This is a genomic window from Burkholderia sp. AU38729 (assembly GCF_020419725.1).
Classification (GTDB): domain Bacteria; phylum Pseudomonadota; class Gammaproteobacteria; order Burkholderiales; family Burkholderiaceae; genus Burkholderia.
In genome coordinates, this window is record NZ_JAIZQO010000017.1 from 81783 (window position 1) to 104510 (window position 22728).

At 61.1% G+C, this 22728-nt stretch carries 14 protein-coding genes; 2 read left to right on the plus strand and 12 right to left on the minus strand.

Annotation, left to right across the window (positions count from 1 at the left end; translation table 11 throughout):
• Positions 1-119 precede the first annotated feature (119 nt).
• Together LGM56_RS33690 and LGM56_RS33695 are read left to right on the plus strand one after the other, a co-directional pair.
• Positions 120-14513, plus strand: a complete 14394-nt coding sequence (locus LGM56_RS33690) for a LysM peptidoglycan-binding domain-containing protein (protein ID WP_226207925.1) — start codon at positions 120-122, stop codon at positions 14511-14513.
• 12 nt (positions 14514-14525) lie between these two features.
• Positions 14526-14861: a hypothetical protein gene (locus LGM56_RS33695; protein ID WP_144023170.1), complete on the plus strand. Its 336-nt coding sequence runs from the start codon at positions 14526-14528 to the stop codon at positions 14859-14861.
• 55 nt (positions 14862-14916) lie between these two features.
• On the opposite strand, the gene LGM56_RS33700 is transcribed toward LGM56_RS33695, so the two are convergent.
• Genes LGM56_RS33700 through LGM56_RS33755 form a run of 12 tightly spaced genes read right to left on the minus strand, consistent with a single transcriptional unit; the run spans position 14917 to position 22681 of the window.
• The gene (locus LGM56_RS33700) at positions 14917-15177 is read right to left on the minus strand and encodes a hypothetical protein (protein ID WP_226207926.1); all 261 of its coding nucleotides are present in this window, start codon (positions 15175-15177) and stop codon (positions 14917-14919) included.
• A 23-nt stretch (positions 15178-15200) separates the two neighbouring features.
• Positions 15201-16445: a glycosyltransferase family 9 protein gene (locus LGM56_RS36990; RefSeq protein ID WP_226207927.1), complete on the minus strand. Its 1245-nt coding sequence runs from the start codon at positions 16443-16445 to the stop codon at positions 15201-15203.
• A gap of 58 nt (positions 16446-16503) precedes the next feature.
• Positions 16504-16866, minus strand: a complete 363-nt coding sequence (locus tag LGM56_RS33710) for a hypothetical protein (protein WP_089498665.1) — start codon at positions 16864-16866, stop codon at positions 16504-16506.
• A 17-nt stretch (positions 16867-16883) separates the two neighbouring features.
• Positions 16884-17456 (minus strand): tetratricopeptide repeat protein, encoded by a 573-nt coding sequence (locus LGM56_RS33715; protein WP_226207928.1) that lies wholly within the window; start codon positions 17454-17456, stop codon positions 16884-16886.
• 6 nt (positions 17457-17462) lie between these two features.
• Entirely contained in the window at positions 17463-18227 is a 765-nt protein-coding gene (locus LGM56_RS33720; RefSeq protein WP_226207929.1) for a sigma-70 family RNA polymerase sigma factor, read from the minus strand.
• A complete protein-coding gene (fliP, locus tag LGM56_RS33725) occupies positions 18224-19084 on the minus strand; it encodes a flagellar type III secretion system pore protein FliP (protein ID WP_226207930.1) in 861 nt (286 codons plus the stop codon). Before fliP ends, LGM56_RS33720 begins: the two co-directional genes overlap by 4 nt.
• The gene (locus LGM56_RS33730; protein WP_089498668.1) at positions 18999-19346 is read right to left on the minus strand and encodes a hypothetical protein; all 348 of its coding nucleotides are present in this window, start codon (positions 19344-19346) and stop codon (positions 18999-19001) included. Before LGM56_RS33730 ends, fliP begins: the two co-directional genes overlap by 86 nt.
• Complete coding sequence (locus LGM56_RS33735) at positions 19343-19675, minus strand: FliM/FliN family flagellar motor switch protein (protein ID WP_089498669.1); 333 nt, start codon at positions 19673-19675, stop codon at positions 19343-19345. Before LGM56_RS33735 ends, LGM56_RS33730 begins: the two co-directional genes overlap by 4 nt.
• On the minus strand, positions 19672-20478 hold the full coding sequence (locus LGM56_RS33740) for a FliM/FliN family flagellar motor C-terminal domain-containing protein (RefSeq protein WP_089498670.1): 807 nt from the start codon (positions 20476-20478) through the stop codon (positions 19672-19674). Before LGM56_RS33740 ends, LGM56_RS33735 begins: the two co-directional genes overlap by 4 nt.
• Positions 20475-21668, minus strand: coding sequence for a flagellar hook protein FlgE (locus tag LGM56_RS33745; protein WP_226207931.1), 1194 nt, complete (start codon positions 21666-21668; stop codon positions 20475-20477). Before LGM56_RS33745 ends, LGM56_RS33740 begins: the two co-directional genes overlap by 4 nt.
• A gap of 22 nt (positions 21669-21690) precedes the next feature.
• Positions 21691-22098 carry a flagellar hook assembly protein FlgD gene (locus LGM56_RS33750; protein ID WP_175038154.1) on the minus strand — a complete coding sequence of 136 codons (408 nt, stop codon included), beginning with the start codon at positions 22096-22098 and terminating at the stop codon, positions 21691-21693.
• Positions 22088-22681, minus strand: a complete 594-nt coding sequence (locus LGM56_RS33755) for a hypothetical protein (RefSeq protein WP_226207932.1) — start codon at positions 22679-22681, stop codon at positions 22088-22090. The genes LGM56_RS33750 and LGM56_RS33755 overlap by 11 nt, the downstream gene beginning before the upstream one ends.
• Between the last annotated feature and the right edge of the window lie 47 nt (positions 22682-22728).

Consider the following 22728-nt stretch of genomic DNA (forward strand, 5'->3'; position numbering starts at 1 on the left):
CCCACTCAGAATCGGCGTCAGCCTGACGGCGTCCTGATCTTTGACCCCGAAAATGTAACAAAGTGTAACTTTCAGGTCGATCGGCTAAACGAATCTCCAACGCTTCGGATAACTCCCGCATGAAAGCCGAATCCGGTCCACCCGGCCAGACGGCACCACATCGAATACGGGAGAACAAGCGCATGGTAGCGATCGTTACGGGCCAAGGGCTGGGTCTGCAATCATCTTCGTCCACGGCGTTGGGCAACAGAGGCGTGCTGGGTAACGCCGCGTTCGGCCAGATGGGCGAACAGGTCTACGTCAACGCGGCGAATGGCAACCTGATGCTGCAAGATCGCGATCAGTTGCTGTTGGGGCAGGGCATCAACGGCGCCGTGTACCGCGCGTACAACAGCCTCGGGCAGCTCAACTGGCGTGAAGGGGCATCCCGTACCGTGGATGGGCTGGCCGGCACGCTGAATGAGGCCGGAAGCACGATCACGCTAACCGACTGGGACGGTTCGCAAACGAAGTTTGCGTTCGATGCCACGCGCAATCTCTACGTATCGACTGCCGGTGTTGGCGCGAACGTCGGAAATGCAAACCAGCCTGGACCAACGGCCGTGACGACGACGGGGCCGCGTGCGACCCTGCAGTTCGATGCTGCCACGAACAGCTGGACGTGGACCGATGGTACCCAGCATGTGACGGAAACGTACGACGCGGCACAGGGCGGACGGCTGGTGTCGAGCCGGGACGTCGACGGTAACACCGTGAAGTACGGCTATACCGCTTCGGGTCAGCTCTCACAGATCACGACGGCGGGCGGGGATGTCACTTATCTCGACTACGACGCCGCCGGGCGGCTTTCGGCGCTGCGTTCGGTCTATCAGCAAGCGAACGGGCAGTCGGCGACCGAGACCACGGTGCGCTATGCATACGACGCGCAGGGGCGACTGTCGCAGGTCGTGACCGATCTGTCGCCTGAAGACAACAGCATTGCCGACGGCAACGTGTTTACGACGACGTACACCTATGACGGCACGAGCAACCGGGTAGCGTCGATCGGGCAGACGGACGGCTCGCGGGTGGAATTCGCGTATGCGCTGCTCGATGGCGAATATCGTGTTTCGGCGATTGCTCAGTTTGCCGACAACGGTGCCTCACGGGTCACGAGCCTGCGCTACGACCTCGTGAAACGCGAAACGACCGTGATTGATCCGCTTGGTTTCGCTCAGGTGATGTCATGGGACGAGTCCGGGCGGCTGACTGATATTCGGACAGCACCTTCTCTCGACGGGCAATGGGAAGGTCGCGAGGCAAGTTTCTACTACGACACCCAGGGAAACCTGAGCAACCAAAATGATACGGTGCTCGGTAACGCGTACCTCAAGTACGACGCCGCAGGAAATCTGGTTCTGGAAAGTAATATCGGGACGAGCGTGGAGCGTACCTACGGCCCGCGTAACGAGCTGCTGACGGAGACGGTCAAGAGTTCGATGGACAGGCCCGAGTTCATGTCGCAGACGACGCGCTATGCGTACGATGCCGTGGGACACCTGCGCTATACAGTGACCGCCGAGGGCCGGGTAACGGAATACCGCTACAACGCGGCCGGACAGCGCGTGTCGGAAATCCGATACAACAGCGAGGTGTTCGACGTCGCCGGTTTGGCTGAGTCGACGGCGCTGTCCATCGGTTCGCTCGATGCGTGGGTGAGCGGCCTCGGTGGTCGGCAAGATGCGTTGCGTATCGATTCGACCTATGACTGGCGCGGTAACGTGGCGGTCGAAACGCGGTACGAGCACTTGCTGACCGATGGCACGGGCGATACGTCTGGCGGGGTATCCCAGACGCGGTACGTTTACGATCCGCATGGGCGCCTGCTGCAGCGCTACATTGGCCCGTCGGGGCAGGAGCAGGTTGAGCAATTCGCTTACGACGGCCTCGGTCGGTTGTTGAGTGCCGTGAGTTTCGATGGTGCACTGACGACGTATCAGTATGACGATACAGGTCACGCGGTTTCGGTGACATTCGCCAACGGCCTCACGCGTACGTCGGTCTGGAACGCGACCGGCGAACTCGTCGCATCCACCGATACGGTCCAAGGTCGTCTTCTTTCGAAGACGACGAATCGATACGACGCCGACGGCAGGCTCCGGATTTCGACCGACGCGAATGGCCAGAGTACCCATTATTTGTACAACGCCCGCAACCAGCGGGTTGCCGAGATAGCGTCGGACGGAACGCTCACCGAATACGTCTACGACAAGGCCTACGCATTCCCGACGAGGACGGTAACGTACGCAACGCGATTGACCGCGGCGCAACTCGCAACGTTGTCTGACAACACCGGACGCGCGATCGAACGGTTACCGTCAGGAAGCGCGCTCACCCTCGAAACATCGGGACTTCGGCCGGCCGCAACCACGGCGGACCGCTCGACCTGGTTGTTCAGAATGAACAATGCGTGGGTCGACCGCACGGTCGATGCCGATGGCACGTTGACGCAACTGAGCTATGACGGTTTTGGGCGTTTGACCGGCAAGACGATATTCGCCAATCGCGTCGATCCGGCTGCCGTGCTGGCGTCCGGTCTTCCGCCGGCGGATCCGGCACGGGATCGGTCGACACGCTACCTGTACGACCAGGACGGGCTGCTGCGCGGCGAGCTTGACCCGCAAGGTTATCTGACGGAATACCTCTATAACGCTGCTGGCGAACGCATTGAAATCGTGCGCTATGCGACGCCAGTGAACGAGTCGCTTCGCCTGGCCTTCGCCGGTGGGCGGGCACCCAAGCTTGCTGACCTGATTCCAGTCGCCAACGCACAGGACACGTCGTCGCGCTTCGTCTACGACGCACGCGGGTGGCTTGCAGCCGAAATAGATGGTGAGGGGTACGTCACCCGCTATCAATACGATGCTCAGGGTAACGTAACAGAGAGTGTGAGAGGGCAGCGCATCGCGTTGGGCGCGTTAAGTCAGCCGCAGCAGGTGCCGGTGAAGATCGAGGCGTCCGGCCAGGTCGGCGCAAAACTTGAGGTCTGGCTGGACGGCGTGCAAGCAGGGACGGTAACGCTGACGGCGTCGGATTACACCTCTTATACGTTGACGGTACCCAATGCGATTCCGCTGGCAAGTCATACAGTCGAATTCCGCTCAGGGAGAGAAAACCCGGTCACGGTACGTAGTGCAAGCTTCGACAATCACGTGTTCAGTCAGGTGGTTGCGACGCCGTCGTTAATGGGCATCGACGGCCCGCAATGGTTCAGTGTTCGCTACACGCTCAACGCAGCCGATCTGATCGCATCAGCATCAACGCCGGGCGACCTTGAACGCACGACCTATGCGTACGACGCGATGGGCCGTCTGCTGGAGCAGGTCACCTATGGCGTAATGGGATCCAAGACGTCTAGCTTCACTTACGACAAGATGGGGCGCGTGCTGACCGAAACGCAAGGCAAGGCCCCATTCAATCGCACGACGACGTATCGCTACGACGAAGAAGGCCGCGTGGTTCGGAAATATTCCGGAGAAGGCAGCCGGATACTCGAGCTGATCGACCTGTACGAAAAGAGCGGCGATACCGCCATGCTCGCGCAGCTTCGGCGTGACGAGTTCTACGAAGCCTACACATACGATGCGGCTGGTCTGCGGACATCTGCTACCGACGCGGACGGTCGCAAGACGCTCTACTACTACGACGCGAACGGCAATCTCGCGGTGACGATCAACGCGTCCGGTGAAGTTGTCGCGCACAACCGTGACGCGTTCGGAGATATAGCACAAACCACTGCTTACGCAGTTCGGCTGTCGGCCGACGTACTCAAGACGCTGCAGGGTGGCCGCCTCACGGATGATGTGGCGACTGCCCTTGCTGCACTCGATAATGCCGATGCGTCGCGCACGTCCTTCAACTACAGTACGGCGGGCCGCTTGACGAAGCGCACCGATGCGATGGGTGCGACCACCGAGTATGCGTACAACACGTTCGGTGAGGTGACATCGCAATCGCAACAGGTGGGCGTCAATACGCATCGAATCACGACGTACGACTACGATCGCGTTGGACATCAGATTCAGCAAGCGACGGACCCGGGTTACCTGAATCAGATCACGAAGGCAGTCTACGATGCGTTCGGCCGTGTGGTGCAATCCGTCGATGCGAACGGGGTGTCGCGGGTCACGGAGTACGATCGAAACGGGCGAACTGTCGGTACGCGTGACGTGTCCGGTCGAACCAGCACGACATACGATGCGTTCAACAACGTACTGACGCAAACCGATCGTCTGGGCAACACGACTACGTACAGCTACAGCTCGAAGATGCAGTGGATGATCGTCAAAACGCCTGAGGGCGTAGTGACAACCACAAAGTACAACGAGTATGGCCAGATCGAGAGTGTGACCGACGGACAAGGGAATGTAATTCAATATCAGTACGATCGCGATGGGCTGTTGAAGAACGTCAGCTCCCAAAGCAGGACGCTGAATGGCTATGACACGGCCCAGTCCCACGGATACGTTCGCGATCACGCTGGAAACGTGTTGACGGAGTACGAGGGCGACCGAAAGTCCGTCGAGTACACCTATGACGCAGTTGGGCGTGTTCTGACGCGCAAGGAGCGGACCAACCAAAGCGCGCCGACAAGTGGCCCGAACGGGTGGATCCCGGTCGAACTGGTAACACGATACGAATACGACGCGAAAGGGCAACAGATCCGCACAACGGATCCGTCCGGAACGGTGACCGACACACATTACGACCTGAACGGTCGAAAGATGACGGTGATCGTCGATCCGAACGGCCAGAAGTTGACGACGACCTTCGCCTACGACGGCACGGGCCAGATTCTGACGGTGACCGAGGGCGCGGACAGCACGGCCGCGAAGGCCACGCAGAACACCTACGACGGCGCTGGCCGGCTGATCGAGCAGGTAGTCGATCCCGCCGGACTGAGACTGACCACGCACTACGTCTACGACCCCGCCGGCAATCTGGTGTCCGAGACCAATGCGGCGGGTGGCGTTACGCACCATGTCTACGATGCCGCGGGCCGTGAGATCGGATCGGTCGGTCCGACGGGCACCGTAATCGTCATCGACCGCGATGCCGAAGGGCGGATCGTCAAACGCACCGTGCATGCAACGTTGGCAGCGCTGGCAACCTTGCCGGACCAGTTGACGGCGGAGCAATTGCGCGCTCTGGTGCCGGCATCGCAACAGGACGAGATTGGGCGGAACGTCTACGATGCCGACGGTCGGCTGCGCTTTACTGTCGATGCGGCGGGCGCCGTCACTGAATTGACGTACGACGCTGGCAACAACGTGATCCGCAAGACCGCGTACGCGGGATTTATCGATACTGCGGACGGCGAGTCGCAAGATACCGTTCGCAATGCACTGTCGCGGATCGACGCGCAGGTTCGAACCGGCGACCGTGTGACGCGCATGGTGTACGACGTCAAGCATCGTCTGATCGCAACGATCGATGCCGCCGGTTATGTCACACGAAATTCGTACAACGCTATCGATCAGCTTGTCGACTCGAAGTCTTACGCGACACCGTATACCGGCAGCGACAATCCGAATTACGCCACCTTCTCGGATCTGCTGAACTCGTGGGACGCCCAAGGCGCACAGAACACTGCGCGCGAAACCCGGTGGTTCTATGACGACGCGAGCCGACCGGTGTACACGGTGGATGCCGAAGGCTACGCTACGGAGAACCAGTACGACAACGCGGGCCGTCTCGCGAAGACGATCCGTTACGCACGTGCTCATCCGGAAGCAGCGAGCTACAAGACAACCTACGACGCGTGGCTGGCGTTGAGGTCCGAGTCGCTCGATCAGGCTGCGGTCACGGCCTATCGCTACGACGGCGCCGGTCGGCTGATCGAGATGACCAACGCACTGGGCGTCAAAACCAGCTATACGCTCGACCCGCTCGGCAGGGCGATCGATACGACAGTGGCCGCCGGCACGAGCGACGCATCGACGACACATGCCGTCTATGACCTTGCAGGCAACCTGATCGCGAAGACGCTGGCATACGGTACGGCCGTCGCCAGCACGACCCGCTATGCGTATGACGCACTCGGCCGGCAAATTGCGGCGACCGACCCACGTGGTGTCGAACTCGCCGAACAGGATACTGCCTGGGCGTTGGCGGAGCGCGGTGCGCGAGGCCTTGTGGATGGCGCCGGCACGGCGCTGGCGGCGGCCGCGCTGAACGCGGACCAGAAGCTTGCGCTGTTGCAGGCTTACACCAGTACCCAGAGCTACGACGCCGCCGGTCGCGTGAGCGAGAAGGCGGACGCGCTGCACAACGTGACGCGTTATCAGTACGACGCGTTCGGCAATCAGGTGACGATGACCGATCCTCTGTCGGCCACGACGGTGTCGTTCTACGACAAGCTCAACCGGGTCGTTGCGCAGGTCAGCCCGGAGAACTGGGTGGTCGGCACGCAATACGATGCGTTCGGCAACGTGTCACAAGTGACAGATTATCGGCTCGCACGCGCGGGTGCAGTCGATGACGCGTGGAAACGCGACGGCTGGAAGTCGGATCTGTCGCAGGTGCTGCCGGCCGGCGATCCGGCAGATGCCGTCACTCGCATGGCGTACGACAAGCTCGGTCGCGTGGTCAAGTCGACGGATGCGGAAGGGTATTTCGAAACCTACGGGTATGACGGGCTCGGCAATCGCACGAGCTATACGAACAAGCTGGGTGGTACGTTCAAGTATACGTACGACCATCTGGGCCGGATGACGTCGGAGACGTTGCCGGTGCTGTCGAAAGACAAGACTGTCATCAACCGCTTCGAGTACGATTCGCGCGGCAACCGCATCAAGATGACGGAGGCGCAGGGGCTCGACGAAGAACGAATTACCGAATACGGCTACGATCTTCTGGACCGTCAGGTAAGGACCTATCAGTCCGTCTATTTGGGCAACTATAACGTGGCCGATGCAATCGAAACATCGGTCTACGATGCGCGCGGCAACCTTGTATCGAAAGTCGGCGTCAACGGTGCGATCACAACGTGGTACTACGATGCTGCCGGTCGCAAGACGGGGCAAGTCAGCCCGAGCGGCACGCTCACGTTGTGGGAGTATGACCCGGCTGGCAACGCGACACGTACGCGGATCTTCGGGGACCCGGTGAAGGCTACGCAAGGTTCACAGCCTCCGGCGCCGGTCGATGCGACCAGCGTGCGTGAAACACGTATGGTCTATGACGCAGACGGACGCCTCGTCCAGTCGCGCGTGATGAACGTCGCGACCGGGTATTTCGATCCGAGCGCCGGTGAAGACCAGCGTGGCGAATACTTCATCACGTCAGGTAGTGAGCTCGTCACTCAATGGGAATACGACGGACGCGGCGCGGTCATCTCCAAAACGGATCCTGGCGGCGGTCGCACACTGTACTTCTACAACGGTAGCGGCAAGAAGACGCTGGAGATCGACGCAAAGGGATACGGCATCGCCTATACGCTGAACGAGCGAGGTGACGTGACGCAGGAGATACGGTTCGCCAAGCCGTATCCGGACCCAGTGACGGCGAATCCCTCGCTCGGCGCCACGCTGATCAACGCGTGGCCGCGCAGCGAGGATGACCGGATTACCGATTACACGTGGGATCGCAACGGCCGAAAGACGAGCGAGACGCGTGAAAATGTACAGTTTGCAACGGTTGACGACAACGGCAAGCTGACGCAACAGGTCGGTGCGGCGACAACGCGTTATGCATACGACGGCAACGGCAATTTGTTGAGGCAGATCGATGCCAACGGCAATCAGTATGACTACGGGTACGATGTTCTCAGCCATCGCACGCTGGAAATATTGCCGGAGTTCACCGACTACCAGGGACAGCGAACCCGCGCACGGACTGTGTACCAGTATGACGGTCTCGGCAATATCACCCGGGAAACCCGGCAGCACAGCAGCGGGGACGAGGAGACTGCATACACTTACGCTCGTGGCCGAGTCAATGGCAAGTGGTATGCGGACGGGACGCTGACGATTTACTCGTACGACGTGGCCGGTAATGTGACGGGTACGTCTTTCGGTAACGTCGAGGCTGATGGACCCGGAAAATTTTATTCGTTCGGGACCCGCTACGACTTGGAAAACCGGGAAATCAAGCGATTCAGCGGAACATGGCGGGAAAGCGGCTCGGAGCAAGGCATCCAGACCGAGTTGCGTTATAACGCGTACGGTGAATTGATTGGTCGGCGCACGAACGGAAACGGGGTACTCTCCGAGCAAGGCGGCGAGTGGCAGGAATACACGGACTACGACAATGCTGGCCGCGTTGTTCGAACGAACTTCAACGACGGCATCTCGCATCTGTACATGTACGATCGCAACGGGAACGCGACGCTGAAGGTCGAGTCAATGCAGACCGATCTGCGTGAATTCGCGATCAAGACGGGTGACGATCTCGAGAAGTTGCTCCAGAAGGCCGACATGATGCAGACCTTTACGCGCTACGACGCACGTAATCAGGTCATCCAGATTCGCCAGCCGAAGACGTCGGGCAGTGTCCCGCGTATCAGCTTCCACCCGGTCGATATTCCGATCGACGGCGGAATCTTTGCGAATACGCAACTGAGTATCGGTGGATGGATCGAAAAACAGAATCGGCCAGTTGCTGGTCCGGTGTACACCGAACCGGCGGAAGTGAGCTTGACTACGTCAGCGGGCGCCGCAGCTACAGCCAGCGTGTCATGGAACCTGGTGTCGTCTTATATTGAGATATACAGCCTCGACATCAATCTCCCTGACCTGAAAGATGTATACGGAGCCTATCAGTACGAGGTCGTCGCGACGTATCGGGAGCAAGGCGAAAACCTCGGGACATCACGGCCTTCCGGGGTAGACCACGATCCGGTAGACATCACGCAGACCCAAACGGTTCAAACAGCGGTCAACCAGTCGGGTAAGGTCACCTTTCCGGTCAATAGCTACGTCCGGATAGGTACGCCAAGCGGCGACTATCCCAATAAACCGCTCCAGTTCGATTACTCCATCGAAGTCTATGTCAAGCCGCAAAATGGCTCCGGCGAACGACGTTTGCTCGGAAAGGTGGAAAAGGGGGCCGTCCTGTATGAAGCGTGGGTATCCAACGGCAACGTTCAGGCCAAAGTGGCTGATCAGGACGCCCTCAATTCGTCGCAGGAGCTGCAGTCGGTATCCAATCGATTGAGTCTGGCCAATCACACGCTGCCCCAGGGTGCGCGTGCGATGCTGTACTACCGTCCATCGGGGTCCACCGAAGCATTCCGGACGCTCGGCAAGGACCCCAACAGCGAACCCGGTTCATACACGATCGACGTAGGCAATTTGCCGGACGGCGATTACGAAATGATCTTCATGGCCATATCGGACGGCAGCGACGGGCGTGAGCCCGGTACGTTGCTGCGCCGCGATGGCTATAACGCACATATCGCGCGCGGCGGTAACTCGACCGTAACGTCTTCGCCGATCCCCGCTTACGAGGAAAGCAGCCGTGCTGGTTTCCTTGCCGATGCATCCGGCAGCTACATCTGGACGTCGCCGCAAACCCTGAACCTCTATTCAGCCCGCGATTCCGCGCTGCATCTGGCCGACCACGTCGTCGTGAAGATGCGCCCGCAGGGCGGCACCACATGGAACGAGGAACGAACGCTCTGGCGCGATCCGGCCACGGGTGCGTTCTCGGTCGATCTGTCGGGATACGCGCCGGGCAACCTGGACGTGGAATTCGACCTGTACAACGCAGCAGGCCAGAAGCTTGACGCCCTGCTGAGTTCGGTCGGATTGCCGGGAGGAAACGGCTCGCCTTCGTTCAGCACGAACTATCTCGCCGACCTGAAATCGACGATCGTTTTCCACGCACAACCGGCCGACACCGATTACATCATGGTGTCGTGGGTGCAGGACGGGACGACACGCTATTCGCGCATCACGCGTATGGGTAATGGCGAGTTCACCTGGGACGTCCAGTCGGGTGGCTTGATCCCGCAACCGGGCCAGTCGTATGCCTATTCGATCAAATACACCGCCTACGACGCGGCGGGCATACCGCTGGCGATGGGCGCCGGCGACATCACCGTCGGCTCACTTGGCAATACGCAGGTCACGTTGACGGGCAGCGAGCGCCCGAGCATTTTCGAGTTCAAACCGGTCGGTTCCGACGGTCAGCCGCTTACGAACGTCAATACAGTTACGCTGTACTACCGTCAGTCCACGGCAAAAGACCAGGCGTTCGATCGTCCTTTCACCGAAGTGACGCTGACGCGCGACGCGCTGGGACGCTTTCTGTTCGATGCATCGGCGCTGCTAACGCGCACGGAGTTCGAATACCGCTATCTCGCCAAGGATACGAACGGTAATGTCCTGACCGAGCGCCAGAGCTATTTCCTGACCGGCACGCGCAACAACCCGGTGACGAACGTTGACATCGTGGGCGTGATCGAGGAAACGGCGAAGGACATGACGATCGACCGGCTGCAGCAGCACAACGCATTCCGCGAGGTGTCGGCCGAGCGAGACGGCCGCGGCAACTGGACGACTTCCTTCTACAACACGATGGGGAATCTGACGCTCAAGCACGAGCCGAAGGTGAGCGTGACGCTCGCGAATGGTGCGCAGGTGGAAGTCGAACCAGAGACGCGGTTCTACTACGACCTCACCGGTAACCTGGTCGGGTTGAAGGATGCCAACGGCAACCTGACCACGCAGCAGTGGAACTACGGGGCATCCAAGGCCGCGGTGGCCCGGACGTGGGACGCGCTGGGGTTCAGTAAGACGATGCAGTACGACGTGTTTGGCCACCTGCGAACGTCGATCGATGAGCTGGGGCGGCGCACCGACTATCGCTACGACAAGATGGACCGCCTGATCGAAGTCGATCGGCCGGCACTGGTCGACGGTCAGCGGAGCATTGACCGCTACGAATACGATTCGCTGGACCGGCGCATCGCGCATACGGATGCACTGGGTAACCGTGAGCGCACCTTTTACGATGTCGATGGTCGGGTCGTCAAAACGATCAGTGCGGCGGGTCGTGAAGTGAAATACGACTACAAGTGGGCCACAAGCATGGGCTCGGCCGGGACGGCGACCGCCGGCGGATGGATCCGCACGACGACCAACTCAAACGGCATGACAACGGTCGACGAGAACGATCAGTTCGGGCGTCTGATGAAGCACACGGACCTCGGTGGGCACGTGTTCCAGTATGCGTACAACTGGGCGGGGCTGCTTGCCAAGCAGTCTGGCTCGAGCGGACAGGATGTTGACTATACATATTACTCGAACGGGCTGGTGCGCTCGATCCAGGATAACGCGACGAAGACGCAGTCATTGTACGAATACGATGGCGACGGCAACCGGACGGCGGAGTATTTCTCGAACTTCGGCGACGTCTACGTGTTCGCGCAGTCGCGAGTCAAGTACGACGCGCTGAACCGGGTGACGGCGATCGAGGACGACGCGTACAAGGTCTATTACGAGTACGACGCGGTAGGTAATCGTCGGCACATGCTCGCGAAATACACCGACATGGTTGGATATCACGATCGTGAGCAGGAGTACTGGTACGAATACGATGCTTTGAACCGCTTCACGGTGTCGATGGGTAGTTTGTCGGGTGCGCGTGCAACCGATCCGAACGACACGAGCGTTTCGATCGTGAAGGGAGCACTCGGGGGCGATGGCGTGCAACTCGGCTACAACGCGGCGGGCGAGCGCGTGCTGGCTGCGTACGCGAAGGATGGCCGCACCGAACGTTATACGTACGATGCGAACGGCTACCTGACAACGCAGAGCGTCAACGACATCATCGTGCAGGAGCGCAAGAACGACCTGGTGGGCCGCGTGACGGGATTCGTCGAACGCGACGCGAAGACGGGGCAGCAGGTCACCGGAATCGACCGCACCTGGGACGCGGACGGGATGATCACGCAGGAGCGCGACACGCTGCATCGTGCGACGACCGCATACTCGCGTATGGCGGATGGCACGTTGACGAGGGTTGAGACGACTCCGGACGACTCCAGCGAGACGCGTACGACTTCCACGTATGCATACGAGTGGTGGGACAGCGCGAAGCAATCGCGCGTGACCGTACAGGCGTCGAATCCGAATGCACCGGGCTGGCGTCCGGCGACGTCGTACTTCAACTACGACGTGAACGGCAACCTGAAGAGCACGTATGACGACGGCGGGAACGATCCGGGCAAGGCGCGTGCGTTCCAGTACTGGACCGACCTGCGCGGCCAGGTGCAGCGGCGCGACGAGCTGACCGGCGTCACGGTGGATGCAAATGGACGAATCAACGGGGCGGCGGGCGACCGCAAGCACAACTATTACTACCTGAACGGCAACCGGGTTGGTAACCAGGGCAACGACGGGATCGACCAGATCGACTACATGCAGGAACTTGCCGGCAAGCTGGGCAAGGGCAACGAGAACCAGTATCGGGTCTTCACGCCGATCAGTGCCGCCGACTTCGACGAGAACTACATGGCGATCAACGGCACATATCCGGCGGCAAGCGCGGGCCAGTGGACGGTGCGTGCAGGAGATACGCTGAAGTCGGTTGCGTCGGCGCTGTGGGGCGATTCGAGCCTGTGGTACATCCTGGCGGACGCGAATGGTCTGAAGAGTACGGACGAGCTGCGGGCCGGCCAACTGCTGACTGTGCCGAACAAGGTGACGAACGTCCACAACACGTCGACGACGTTCAAGCCGTACGATCCGGGGCTGGCGATCGGCAATACGCAGCCGACGCTGCCGGCGCCGCCACCTCCGCCGGGACCGAGCGGGTGCGGCGGATTCATGCCGATCATAGCGATCGTCGTCGCCGCCGTGGCAACGGTGATAACAGCAGGGGCCGCGGCGCCGGCGTTGGGCGCGACAGCCACCGGAGGGCTATTCACAACCGGTGTCAGCGCCCTGACGGGTTCGTTGGGTGCTGCTGGTTTCGGAGCCGCAGCAATTGGCGGCGCTGCGGGCGCGCTAGCATCGCAAGGCGTGATGATCGCGGCCGGCGAGCAGCACGGCTTGAATTTGAACAGCATCACGTTAGGGGCGGTAGCGGCGGGTTTGACCGCAGGTATTGGAGCGGCAGTGGGCGCGCCGGCGAATGCGTTGAGCGCGGCAGCTCAAGGCGCCATGAGATCGGTGGCAACGCAAGGTATCGGGGTTGTAACCGGACTACAGGATCGCTTTGACTGGAAGGGTGTGGCGGCCAGCGCGATTGCATCGGGTGTAGGATACGGGGTAGGCGAGCAGGTCGGAAAAGTAGCGATCGGGGCTGGTGCCAGCACGGCCATGGCGCGATTTGCCAGCGGCGTAACCGGCGGATTGAGCGCTGGTGTTGCGAGCACGCTGGTTCGTGGCGGAAGTTTGGGGCGTAACATCGGAGCAATTGCGGCGGATGCGGTGGCGAGCACGGTCGGCAACATGGTGGCCAGCAATGTGCAGGCAGCCTCCGTCGACAAAACTACGCAGCGCGCGCAGGACGCGATCGCCGCCGTCAACGACCAAATTCTGCCGGGTGGGTTGGGCGGAGTTGGTAGTGGGTTCATCGCACCGGAGTCGACGTACAGCAATGCCGCCTTGATGTATGGCGCGTACGGTGGGCTGGTCGATACAACGCCGACAACCTACAGCAGCGCGTCGACGCTGTATGGCCTGTCTGCGGGATTCTCTACTCCAAGCCCATTGGGGCGTGCTGACGCATTTGGCTACACTGCGAACCCCGATCTCGCGAACCGCAACGGTGGTTCGCTCGGTTTGGCAGGAAGCGACGCCGATGCGCTGAAATATGTGTGGGATGCGCAGCGACGTCTGTCCACGGACGTACGCGGCGGCTTTGATCGTTTCGGGAACAGTACTGCCGGCCGAGCGCAATTCGATCTCGGGAGTTCATGGGTTGCCGATGTTCCGAAGCTGCCGATCAACCTTGCACTGAACACGATTGAGGGAGGGGTCAACCTGCTGGGCGGCGCATTGCCTGGCACGCCGGATTATGTTCCCTTCCTGAATGGAGCAAAAATTCCCTACAACTCGGGGGCATCGAGCTATGCTGAGTTTGGGGTTGGGCTTCTCCTTGGGCGAGGTGCCGCGAGCGGCCCAAGTACCGTGACGGTCTATCGTGTTGAGGGAGCAGGAAATCGTCGATTGTTTATTGATGAGGCAACTGGCAGCGTCACGATTCCGCCGGTACTAGCCAACAAGGGGCGAGGCGATGAGCGGAATCTCTACTTGAATTTCGGGGACGAGGCTCGTGCTCAGGAATTCTTGGCCCAGAGACTTCAACAGTTCCCTGACAACACGATCAAGTCATTCGAAGTGCCGAAATCGTTTGTACAGCAATTGAGGGCTTCTGCAGTCGAGGAAGCAAAGCGGCCCCTGAACCCGGGCAAGCCAGTGATTGCGGATCCAACGAAGGCGAGCAATCAATTCGGGCTTAGTCGAGAGCAGATTGAGCAATTGCGGAACGTCATCGTTCCTGGAACGGGAAGGCAATATTAACCAAGGCGGAGCATGAAGAACCACCTGTTTGAGTTTCAGATGCGGCTATTGCGAGGCGATGGCTGTGATATGCCGGAAGGAATCGATGGAGCACTTGTTGTGTGCTACGCAAGTGCATCGGGTTATGAGGCTGCGGTGAAGAAGGGGGTACTTGCCGCTGCTCAGATGCACTACATATTCGATACTGTCGTAGGAAATGTGCGCGAGATTCCTGTGGACTCGTGGAGTACCTATGTGGAAAGCGTTTGGTCGGATTGTCCAGATTTCTTTCCGTCGCCCGAGGAGTTGCCGTCTCTAGTTCAGCAAGGAGTGGTGTTCTTTGGGCCGTTTGCGGGCTTTAAAGATTAGTCTTTGAGGAACCAACGCCCGCTTACGCAGGCGTTGTTGTCTCTGGGCTCGAATCTCAGAAGAGATGCTTGGCGACGCGTCGCCGTTCGTCGTCATCGAGGAGCATTACGCGAATTCCGGTGATCGCGCGGCGCAGCCAGTCGTCGGCAATGACGCGATGTTCGTCGTTCGTGACGGCTGCCACTGACGCCGGCAATTGCCGCATTCCGGCGCCGGCCGTCGCGCCGTCGCCGGCCCCTTTGCTGCGTAAATCTGGTGTTGGTCCAAAGTGCGAGTGGACTGACGAACAAAAATCGCCGTCGAGGCGGTGTATCAACGCGATTCCCGCCCCGCGAGCGATCACCTTAGTGCGTGATTGCCAGCCAGCGCATCTGCCATCTCTGCTATCGGTCTGCTCCAATCGCCCAATGTCGCTTGTCGATATAGCTGCATGGACCTGTACCACGGCGTATCACGATGGCTGTTGTACCAGCGCTCGTCGCATGCCGCCGACAGCAACACCCATACTGGCCGCCCCAGCGCCCCAGCCAGGTGGGCCGGCCCCGTATCTACCGTGATCAATAGATCCAGCTCATTGAGAATGACGGCCGTATCGCCAAGATCGCGCAGCTCGTTACCGAGGATGCCGATGCCGTGTTGACCCAGCAACGCATGCTCCTCGTCGGTGATCTTGCCGAACTGTAGTGCATGAAAACGACATTCCGAAGAACTGAACAGCGGTGCGAGTTGCGCCAGCGAGATCGACCGGTACGGTTCATGACGCACTGCAGTATTGCTGCGCCAGATCAAGCCGATCTCGCGAACACCATCGCGTCGGTTGCGGAAAGTGTCAGCCGCCAGCGTCGGCATTTCTCGTCCAGCCGGCGCCTGTACGTATGATTCCGTCCAGCTTGGGAAGTAGGGCGTTTTTTGATACCGGACAAAGAGATCAAAGGTACAGATGATGCAATCGCTTTGGTCAATGGCATCGCCGGCGTTCTCGACAAGTGTGATCCAGTCGTAGGTGGCGAATATCGGCGCCAATATGGCTGGTGCCTGTAATACGATAGCCGCCGCACCTTCATCCCGTAACAAGTGCAGGTACCGGGAGAACATGATCACATCGCCAAGGCCGCCCTCATGGATGATGAGGACACGCTTCCCGGCGACGGATTCGTCGCATCGAAGCAGTTTTTTGACAATCCGATGATACTCGCTGGTATGAGTCGAAAAAATATTTGAAACTACACCAGCTCGCCCCCATGCATCGCGCGAGCGCCGATTAAGCGTGTGGGCTTCGCGAAATCGGCCTTGAGCGTACTGCGAGACCAGAAGTTCGGCTGTCAAGGCTCGCCGATCAGGTTCGTGGTGAAGTACCGATAGTGATTGACTCAATAGGGCTTCGGCCTGGGAAAAAAGGCCGAGAAGGTTCATGTCGATACCGATCTGTGCGCGAAGAAACGGATCTTCAACACGGTCCGCCAGTTCTTTCAACACCCGTATGGCTTCTTCTGCGTGACCGGAAAGCCTGAGTGTCCGGCACAGCGCGAGTCCGGCGCTCGCGGATTTGTCGCGGAGATAGATCTCGTATGCGCTGTCGAGCACGGTGTGGTCGCTTGTCACGTTAGCCCCGGTGATGTGCGTTGGCTCAGTTCAACGAGCGTTATTTGCGAAGGGCAAAGGCAGCCATCAGATCGTCCCTGAGATTTCCGTCTTCGAGAATGGCTTGCGCCACCCGGTTCGCAATCGACTGAAACGTCGGATCGTTGACCTGCTCGTCGCCGAATTGCCGGTGCAACACATGCTCGACCGCGGCGCGCGTCAACTGGAACTCGTCCGTCACGCCCGCCGCGAGCAACTGGTCGATATGAGCCCGGAGCGTTTCGCCCAACGGGCGCGGCTCGACTTTGGAAGTCGTACTGCCGGCCGACGTCGCGTCTGCGGCGCCTGCTCGCGCGCGCGCCTTCTTGTCGAGCTCGCTGCGCAGTATCTCGGTGAGTTGGTCGAGCGTGGTACGGGAAATCATGGCAATGGAAAAGCCTGTCAGCGGGACGTCGAAAACGCCGGATCAATTTCCGGAAGGATACCCGTCTTTTCGGATGGCGCGTGATCGGCTGGCGACGAACCGACGATCGACTCGACATGCTGTAGCACGTCAACAATATAGCGATTGATCAGTGGGTATTTCGTATTCGATGCAATGCCCGCTCGCAACTGTTCGCTGGCGAGCGCGAAGCGGTCGCCAGCAAGATTCAGCAAGCCGGTTTTCAGCACGCGCAGCGTATCGTCCGCCGGCAGCGTATCGAGCGCCCCCCATGCTTCGACTGCACGATCGACATGCCCATGAGTCAAGTGGAGAAAGCCCAGCATGAAGCCGGCGATCGGGAAATCGGGCGTCAGTTGCTGCGCTGCGCTGAAATCGCTTCTGGCCGCCTCGTAGTGCTGCGATCCGGCATGAACCGCGCCGCGCAGGAACCACAGACGATAATCGTCGGGCCAGCGCTCGAGCGCATTGTTCAACGCGTGCAGCGCTGCTTCGTCGCTGGATCGCATGGTTTCTACCAGCACGGCCATCTGGTCGTCCGGGCACAAAGTCGATGATGGGTTGTTTTCCATGGCGAGTCACGCAAGAAGATAGAAGTCGTCGGTGCCGATCTGCCGACGAAGCTCGTCGAGTGCCGCGCGATGCAGCTGCGAAATGCGGCCCTTGGACAAGTTGAGAATGTCGGCAATGTGCTCGAAGCTCAAGCGGTGAAAGTAGTGGTATCGGATGATCTTCTGCTCGCGTGCAGGCAAGTGATCGACTGCATCGTACAGGCGGGACCGCGTCTGCTGCTGCGCAAGTGTCCGGTACGGGTGGTCCTGGAAAGGCTGTACGGCACCTGCATTGGCGTCGACCATGCCTGTATCGTCGAGCATGAAGCTGATCGCCAAGCCGACCGCCACGCTGGCGAGCACGCGAAACACGTCGCGTGGCTCGTCACCAGCCGCATCCTTCAGCGAGTCCAGCCGCTCGCGGCGGACACTGGCGCGAAGCGCGGTCTGTTCCTGCCCGTCGGTCAGCCGGATGACGCCGTCCAGCACGCTGCCCTTGATCCGTTGCGTCGCGAATGTCGTGAATGCGACGCCGCGGCTCCGGTCGAACCGGTCGATGGATTCGAGCAGGCCGACGCAGGAAAACTGCATATAGTCCTGGTACTCGACATCGTCGCGGTGGCGCCCGCGATACAGATTGCCGGCTAGCGCGGCCGCATACGACAGATAAAAATCAAACAGCGCCTCTCTAGCATCGGGGTCGCGCCTGAGTTCGAACGCGAGCCACAAATCGCTCTCCCGTCCTTCCGTCGACATGGCGTCCGTTGCGCCCGGCAGATCCTGCAGTGTCATTTGAAGCTGCCCAGCACGCCACGCAGGATGAGGCCCCAGCCGTCGACCAGCACGAACATCAGTACCTTGAGCGGCAGCGAGATCGTCGCCGGAGGCACCATCAGCATGCCGAGCGACAGCAGCACGCTGGAGACGACGAGGTCGATCAGCAAAAACGGCAGCAGGATGACGAAACCGATCTGGAACGACACGCGCAGCTCGTTCAGGATGAATGCGGGCGTCAATTGCAGCAGGCTGACGTCGGCTGGCGTCGCGGGAAGCGGCTGGTGCGACATCTCGTACATCCACTTCAGTTCGTCTTCACGCACCTGCCGCAGCATGAAATCGCGCAGCGGCCCGCTGCTGCGCTCAAGCGCTTGTGACAGTTCCAGGTGACCACCGATGAACGGCTGAAGCGCATCGTGGTTGATCGCCTGCAGCGTCGGCAGCATCGCGAACACGGTCAGGAACAGCGCGAGGCTGATCAGTACCGGCGTCGGCGGCGTTTCAGGCATGCCGAATGCGTGGCGGATCATCGACAGCACGATCGCGATCCGGATGAAGGCCGTCATCGAGACGACGAAGGCGGGGAGCAAGCTGAGTACCGTCAGCAAAACGGCGATCCGGACGGCTTCCGACATGCCGGCTCCGGGGCGCACGAAATCGGCGACGCCGAGCGATGACAGCGGGGAAGCGGCCTGCAGGGCGGGCGCAGCATGAGCCCAACCCGCGACGGTGCCCAGGAGCGCGAACAGCGTGACGGCGACGACGCGGTGGAACGTTGTGCGCATCTCAGGACTCCGACGGCGATTGGTCGCGAGCATCAACGACGCGGCTGCCGTTCGCATCTGACATGAGAAGGACGACGCGCTGGTCATATTCGATCAAGTGCAGGGTAGCCCGGGCGGAAAGACGGGTATGTTCGATCACGCGGATGCGTGACGTGTTCGCGGAATCGCGACGCGTGCCGCGTACGGCGCGCGCCCGAATGACGAGCGCGGCGACGACGCCGAGCGCGAGACACAACAGCAATGCCAGTACGACACGAACCCAGTCGACGCCGAGGTGTGAAAAGAGGCCCGCGGCCGGAGCGGCATCGGGCGCGCGTTCGAGCCACGAGGTGGGTACCGTTGAGGTCATCGATCGGCCGTTCCGACACTGACGATACTGACGCCGAAGCGGCCGTCTACGGCGACGATCTCCCCGGTCGCGATCGTCTTGCCGTTCAACACGATTTCGACCGGATCTCCGATCGATCGGTCCAGTTCGAGCACGCCGCCGGATTGCAGCGTCATCATGTCCTTGACGTTCATTGTGGTGCGACCGAGCAGCACGTCGACGGTTACCTTGACGCCGTCGAGCAACTCGAGCATTGGGCGCGGCGAATCTTCCGTGTGCGCGTCGGCGTGCTGTTCGGGAAAATCGACGCGGGCCGCGACGGCCTGTTTGGGAAACGTATGGGTGGTCATGGCGAATCGGGCGTCGCGAGCGACGTCAGTTTGAAGGAAAGCGAGGTGCCGGTACGGCCGGGAGTACCGAACGCGACGGTGGACGAGGTCTCGTCGATGACCAGCGTGGCAGGTGCGTCGAGCGCGCGATCGAGGACGACGACGTCACCCGGCGACAGGGTTGTCAACTGCGACGCGGACAGCTCGCACTGACCGAGCCGCACGGACAGCGCGACCGGGCATGCATCGAGCGCGAGGCGTCGAGGCGTCAGGTCGCAGTCGACGGGGCGGCGGGGCACGATGGCCGCGTCGGATGCGGCGTCGTTCCAGACGTGCCGAATGTCGCAGAACAGCATGGCGAGTATGTCTCCGTTCGATGCGACGATCGCCAGCCGAATGGCGCCGTAGCCGCTGAACGATGCGGCGGCTGCGGCGTGCGGCGAACTGACCTGCGCGGAAGAGGACGATACGCGCAGTGACGCGATCAGATCGTCGCGCATCTCCGTGGCGATCGAGGCCAGGAAGTCGTGGCACGCATGGGTGTCGAAGGCATGTCCGCCTGCGGCAAATGCGGCATCGATCAGGCGCCGGTCGCTGCGCTCGTACAGGTCGACACGAACGCCGGGTGCACACGCGTGGCTGGTTTGCGCTAGGGCGTCGGCTTCGGGCGGGCTGCCGGGCAGGCGGACGATCTCGCCAATGGAAAAGCACGGACGGACGAACCAGCGCGATTGCCAGTCGGTGAGTGCTGTTTCGAACAGCGCCCGCGCGATGTCCGGATCGCGGGCGCCGGCCGGGCGCCAGGTGACGGGGCCGATGCTCATCCCTGACTCCGCATCTGCAGCAGCTGCATCATCATCTCGTTCGCGGCGCTGACGACCTGCGACGAGGCCTGGAAGCCGCGCTGAATCAGGATGAGCTGTCCGAACTCGGACGACAGGTCGACGTTCGACGCTTCCGTTGCGCCGGACAGCAGCTTGCCGACGCCCGCGCCGTTGCTGGAGCGATACGCGGGCGGCGCGGCGTGGCTTGCATCGAACAGCCCCTTGCCGGTCTGGACTAGTTGCTGAGGATTGGCGAAGCTGGCGAGGGCGATCGCGCCCAGTTTGTCGTTCTGGCCGTTGGAATAGCCGATGACGAGCTGGCCGTCCTGATCGACGCTCAGCGACGATAGCGTGCCGGTCGCATAGCCGTCCTTGGAGGACACGCGAAGCGTCGACGTCGTGCCTGCCGAATAGCTCGTCACGCCGTTCGAGAAATCGAGCGAGACGGTGAGCAGCGGGGCGTTGGCCGGACGCAGCGTGACGTCGATCTTGTTGCTTCCCGGATCGGGAATGCCGCCGGTGAACTGCAGCGTGCTTTCCTTGACGGGTGCGCCGTTCTCGTCACTGACGGACACTTTCCAGCGTCCGGGTAGCGGGCCGGTATCGGGCTTGAAATCGAGCTTGAGCGTATGTTTCCCGCCGCCGGCGTCATACACGTCGATGTTCGGGATCGAGAAGCTGGTCGAACCGGTCGACAGGTTGTCGGTGAACTTGACGACCGTCGTCGCCTGCGGCGGATTGATCTGCTTGCCGGCCACCGACAGGCCGGAGAGATCGCCGGAGCCGGTGAGCGCTGCCAGTTGCAGACCGCTGGACTTGTCGCGAATCGAGCCGTCGTCGCCGACGATGAACTGGCCCGTTCTCGTGTAACGGGCGTCCTTTTCGTCGAGCAAGGTCAGGAATCCGTTGCCCTGGATCGCCAGGTCGAGCTGGCCGTCGCTCGGCCGCGTATCGCCCTGCTTGAAATTCAGCGATGCGTAGCCGTACTCGACACCGCTTCCCGAATACGTGACGTTCGGATTGCCGCTGGAGCCGCGCGCGAATTGCTGACCGTAGTACAGATCGGCAAACTGGGGCGTCGATGTCTTGAAACCCGCGGTATTGAGGTTCGCCACGTTGTTGCTGATGGTCTGCAAGCCGCGCGAATAGGCGGTCAGGCCGCTCATGCCGATGTAGATGCTTTCAAGCATGGAATTCTCCCGGGCAGGTTGACTATCGGACCGCGACGATCTGCGCGACGGTCGCGTTGGTCAGGAACTGGCCGTCGGCCGTTTCGATCGTCAACTGCGGCTGTCCGTCCTTGAACGACACGCTTTTGACGACGCCGCTCAGCGAAGCCGTGTCCGTCTGGACATCCACGTTGCGGCCGAGCAGACCGACCGTTCTCGTTGCCGATTGCACGGTCAGCAAGCTGTCGATCTTGTCCGTCATCTGGCGGCTCTGCTCGAGCGATGTGAACTGCGCGAGTTGCGAAACGAACTCGAAGTTGTCGACGGGTTTCAGCGGATCCTGGTAGGTAAGCTGGGTCAGGATGATCTGAAGCAGCGACTGCATGTTCAGGCCGAGCGAATCCGCCCGGGCGCCGAGATTGGTGGACGAGGCAATGGGATCAATCGCCATGATTGGTTTCTCCGGGAGCATTGCGGTCGACGCCGTTGATGACGAGTTTCGACGCGCGAAGGCCGCTCAGCTGAAGAGCGGCGCGAACATGGGAATCGAGTGTGTCGAGGTCTTCCGGAGCGGCCTGCGCGACGCGGAGCGACACGAGCGGTGCGCCGTCGCCGGGCAGGACCGTCACGCGAAACGGCGCTGCGGATGCGGGTGGCGACGCATAGGCGGCCGGGACAGGACGGCTGCGAGCGGCGTCGTTCACGCGTTCGGTCGGGCCGGTCGCCTGCGTGGCCGGTTGCCCGGCACGCTTGGGCGGCGGAAGCGCGGACTCCAGGCTGACGCTCACCGTCCGCGCCGGGTATTCGCGCTGCGCCTGCGCCGTCGGCGCGCCCGCTTGCGTGACCGGGAGCATGGGACGGGGGGCAGCCGAAACCGTCGCCGCTGCCTTTGCCTCAGGCGTCGTCGCGGCAGTTGAAGGCCGCTGTTCGGCGATTCCGGGGGCGTCCGCTCGTGTTTCGACGCGTGCGGTCTTGCCGGGCGCCGATCTGGCAGGGCCGCCGGCTGGAAGCCCGGACGCCGCGTTGCGCCACATGTCCTGCTCCATCGAACGCAGCAACTGGCCAAACGCGTTGTCGGTGC

What these genes read in the sequence shown, in the direction of transcription:
- LGM56_RS33740 (WP_089498670.1), bottom strand. Translation starts at nt 20,478, where the DNA reads ATGAGCATCGGCCCCGTCACCTGGCGCCCGGCCGGCGCCCGCGATCCG.
- LGM56_RS33730 (WP_089498668.1), bottom strand. Translation starts at nt 19,346, where the DNA reads ATGACCTCAACGGTACCCACCTCGTGGCTCGAACGCGCGCCCGATGCC.
- LGM56_RS33755 (WP_226207932.1), bottom strand. Translation starts at nt 22,681, where the DNA reads ATGTGGCGCAACGCGGCGTCCGGGCTTCCAGCCGGCGGCCCTGCCAGA.
- LGM56_RS33710 (WP_089498665.1), bottom strand. Translation starts at nt 16,866, where the DNA reads ATGATTTCCCGTACCACGCTCGACCAACTCACCGAGATACTGCGCAGC.
- LGM56_RS33715 (WP_226207928.1), bottom strand. Translation starts at nt 17,456, where the DNA reads ATGGAAAACAACCCATCATCGACTTTGTGCCCGGACGACCAGATGGCC.
- LGM56_RS33750 (WP_175038154.1), bottom strand. Translation starts at nt 22,098, where the DNA reads ATGGCGATTGATCCCATTGCCTCGTCCACCAATCTCGGCGCCCGGGCG.
- LGM56_RS33745 (WP_226207931.1), bottom strand. Translation starts at nt 21,668, where the DNA reads ATGCTTGAAAGCATCTACATCGGCATGAGCGGCCTGACCGCCTATTCG.
- LGM56_RS33695 (WP_144023170.1), top strand. Translation starts at nt 14,526, where the DNA reads ATGAAGAACCACCTGTTTGAGTTTCAGATGCGGCTATTGCGAGGCGAT.
- fliP (WP_226207930.1), bottom strand. Translation starts at nt 19,084, where the DNA reads ATGACCAGCGCGTCGTCCTTCTCATGTCAGATGCGAACGGCAGCCGCG.
- LGM56_RS33690 (WP_226207925.1), top strand. Translation starts at nt 120, where the DNA reads ATGAAAGCCGAATCCGGTCCACCCGGCCAGACGGCACCACATCGAATA.
- LGM56_RS33735 (WP_089498669.1), bottom strand. Translation starts at nt 19,675, where the DNA reads ATGACCACCCATACGTTTCCCAAACAGGCCGTCGCGGCCCGCGTCGAT.
- LGM56_RS33720 (WP_226207929.1), bottom strand. Translation starts at nt 18,227, where the DNA reads ATGACACTGCAGGATCTGCCGGGCGCAACGGACGCCATGTCGACGGAA.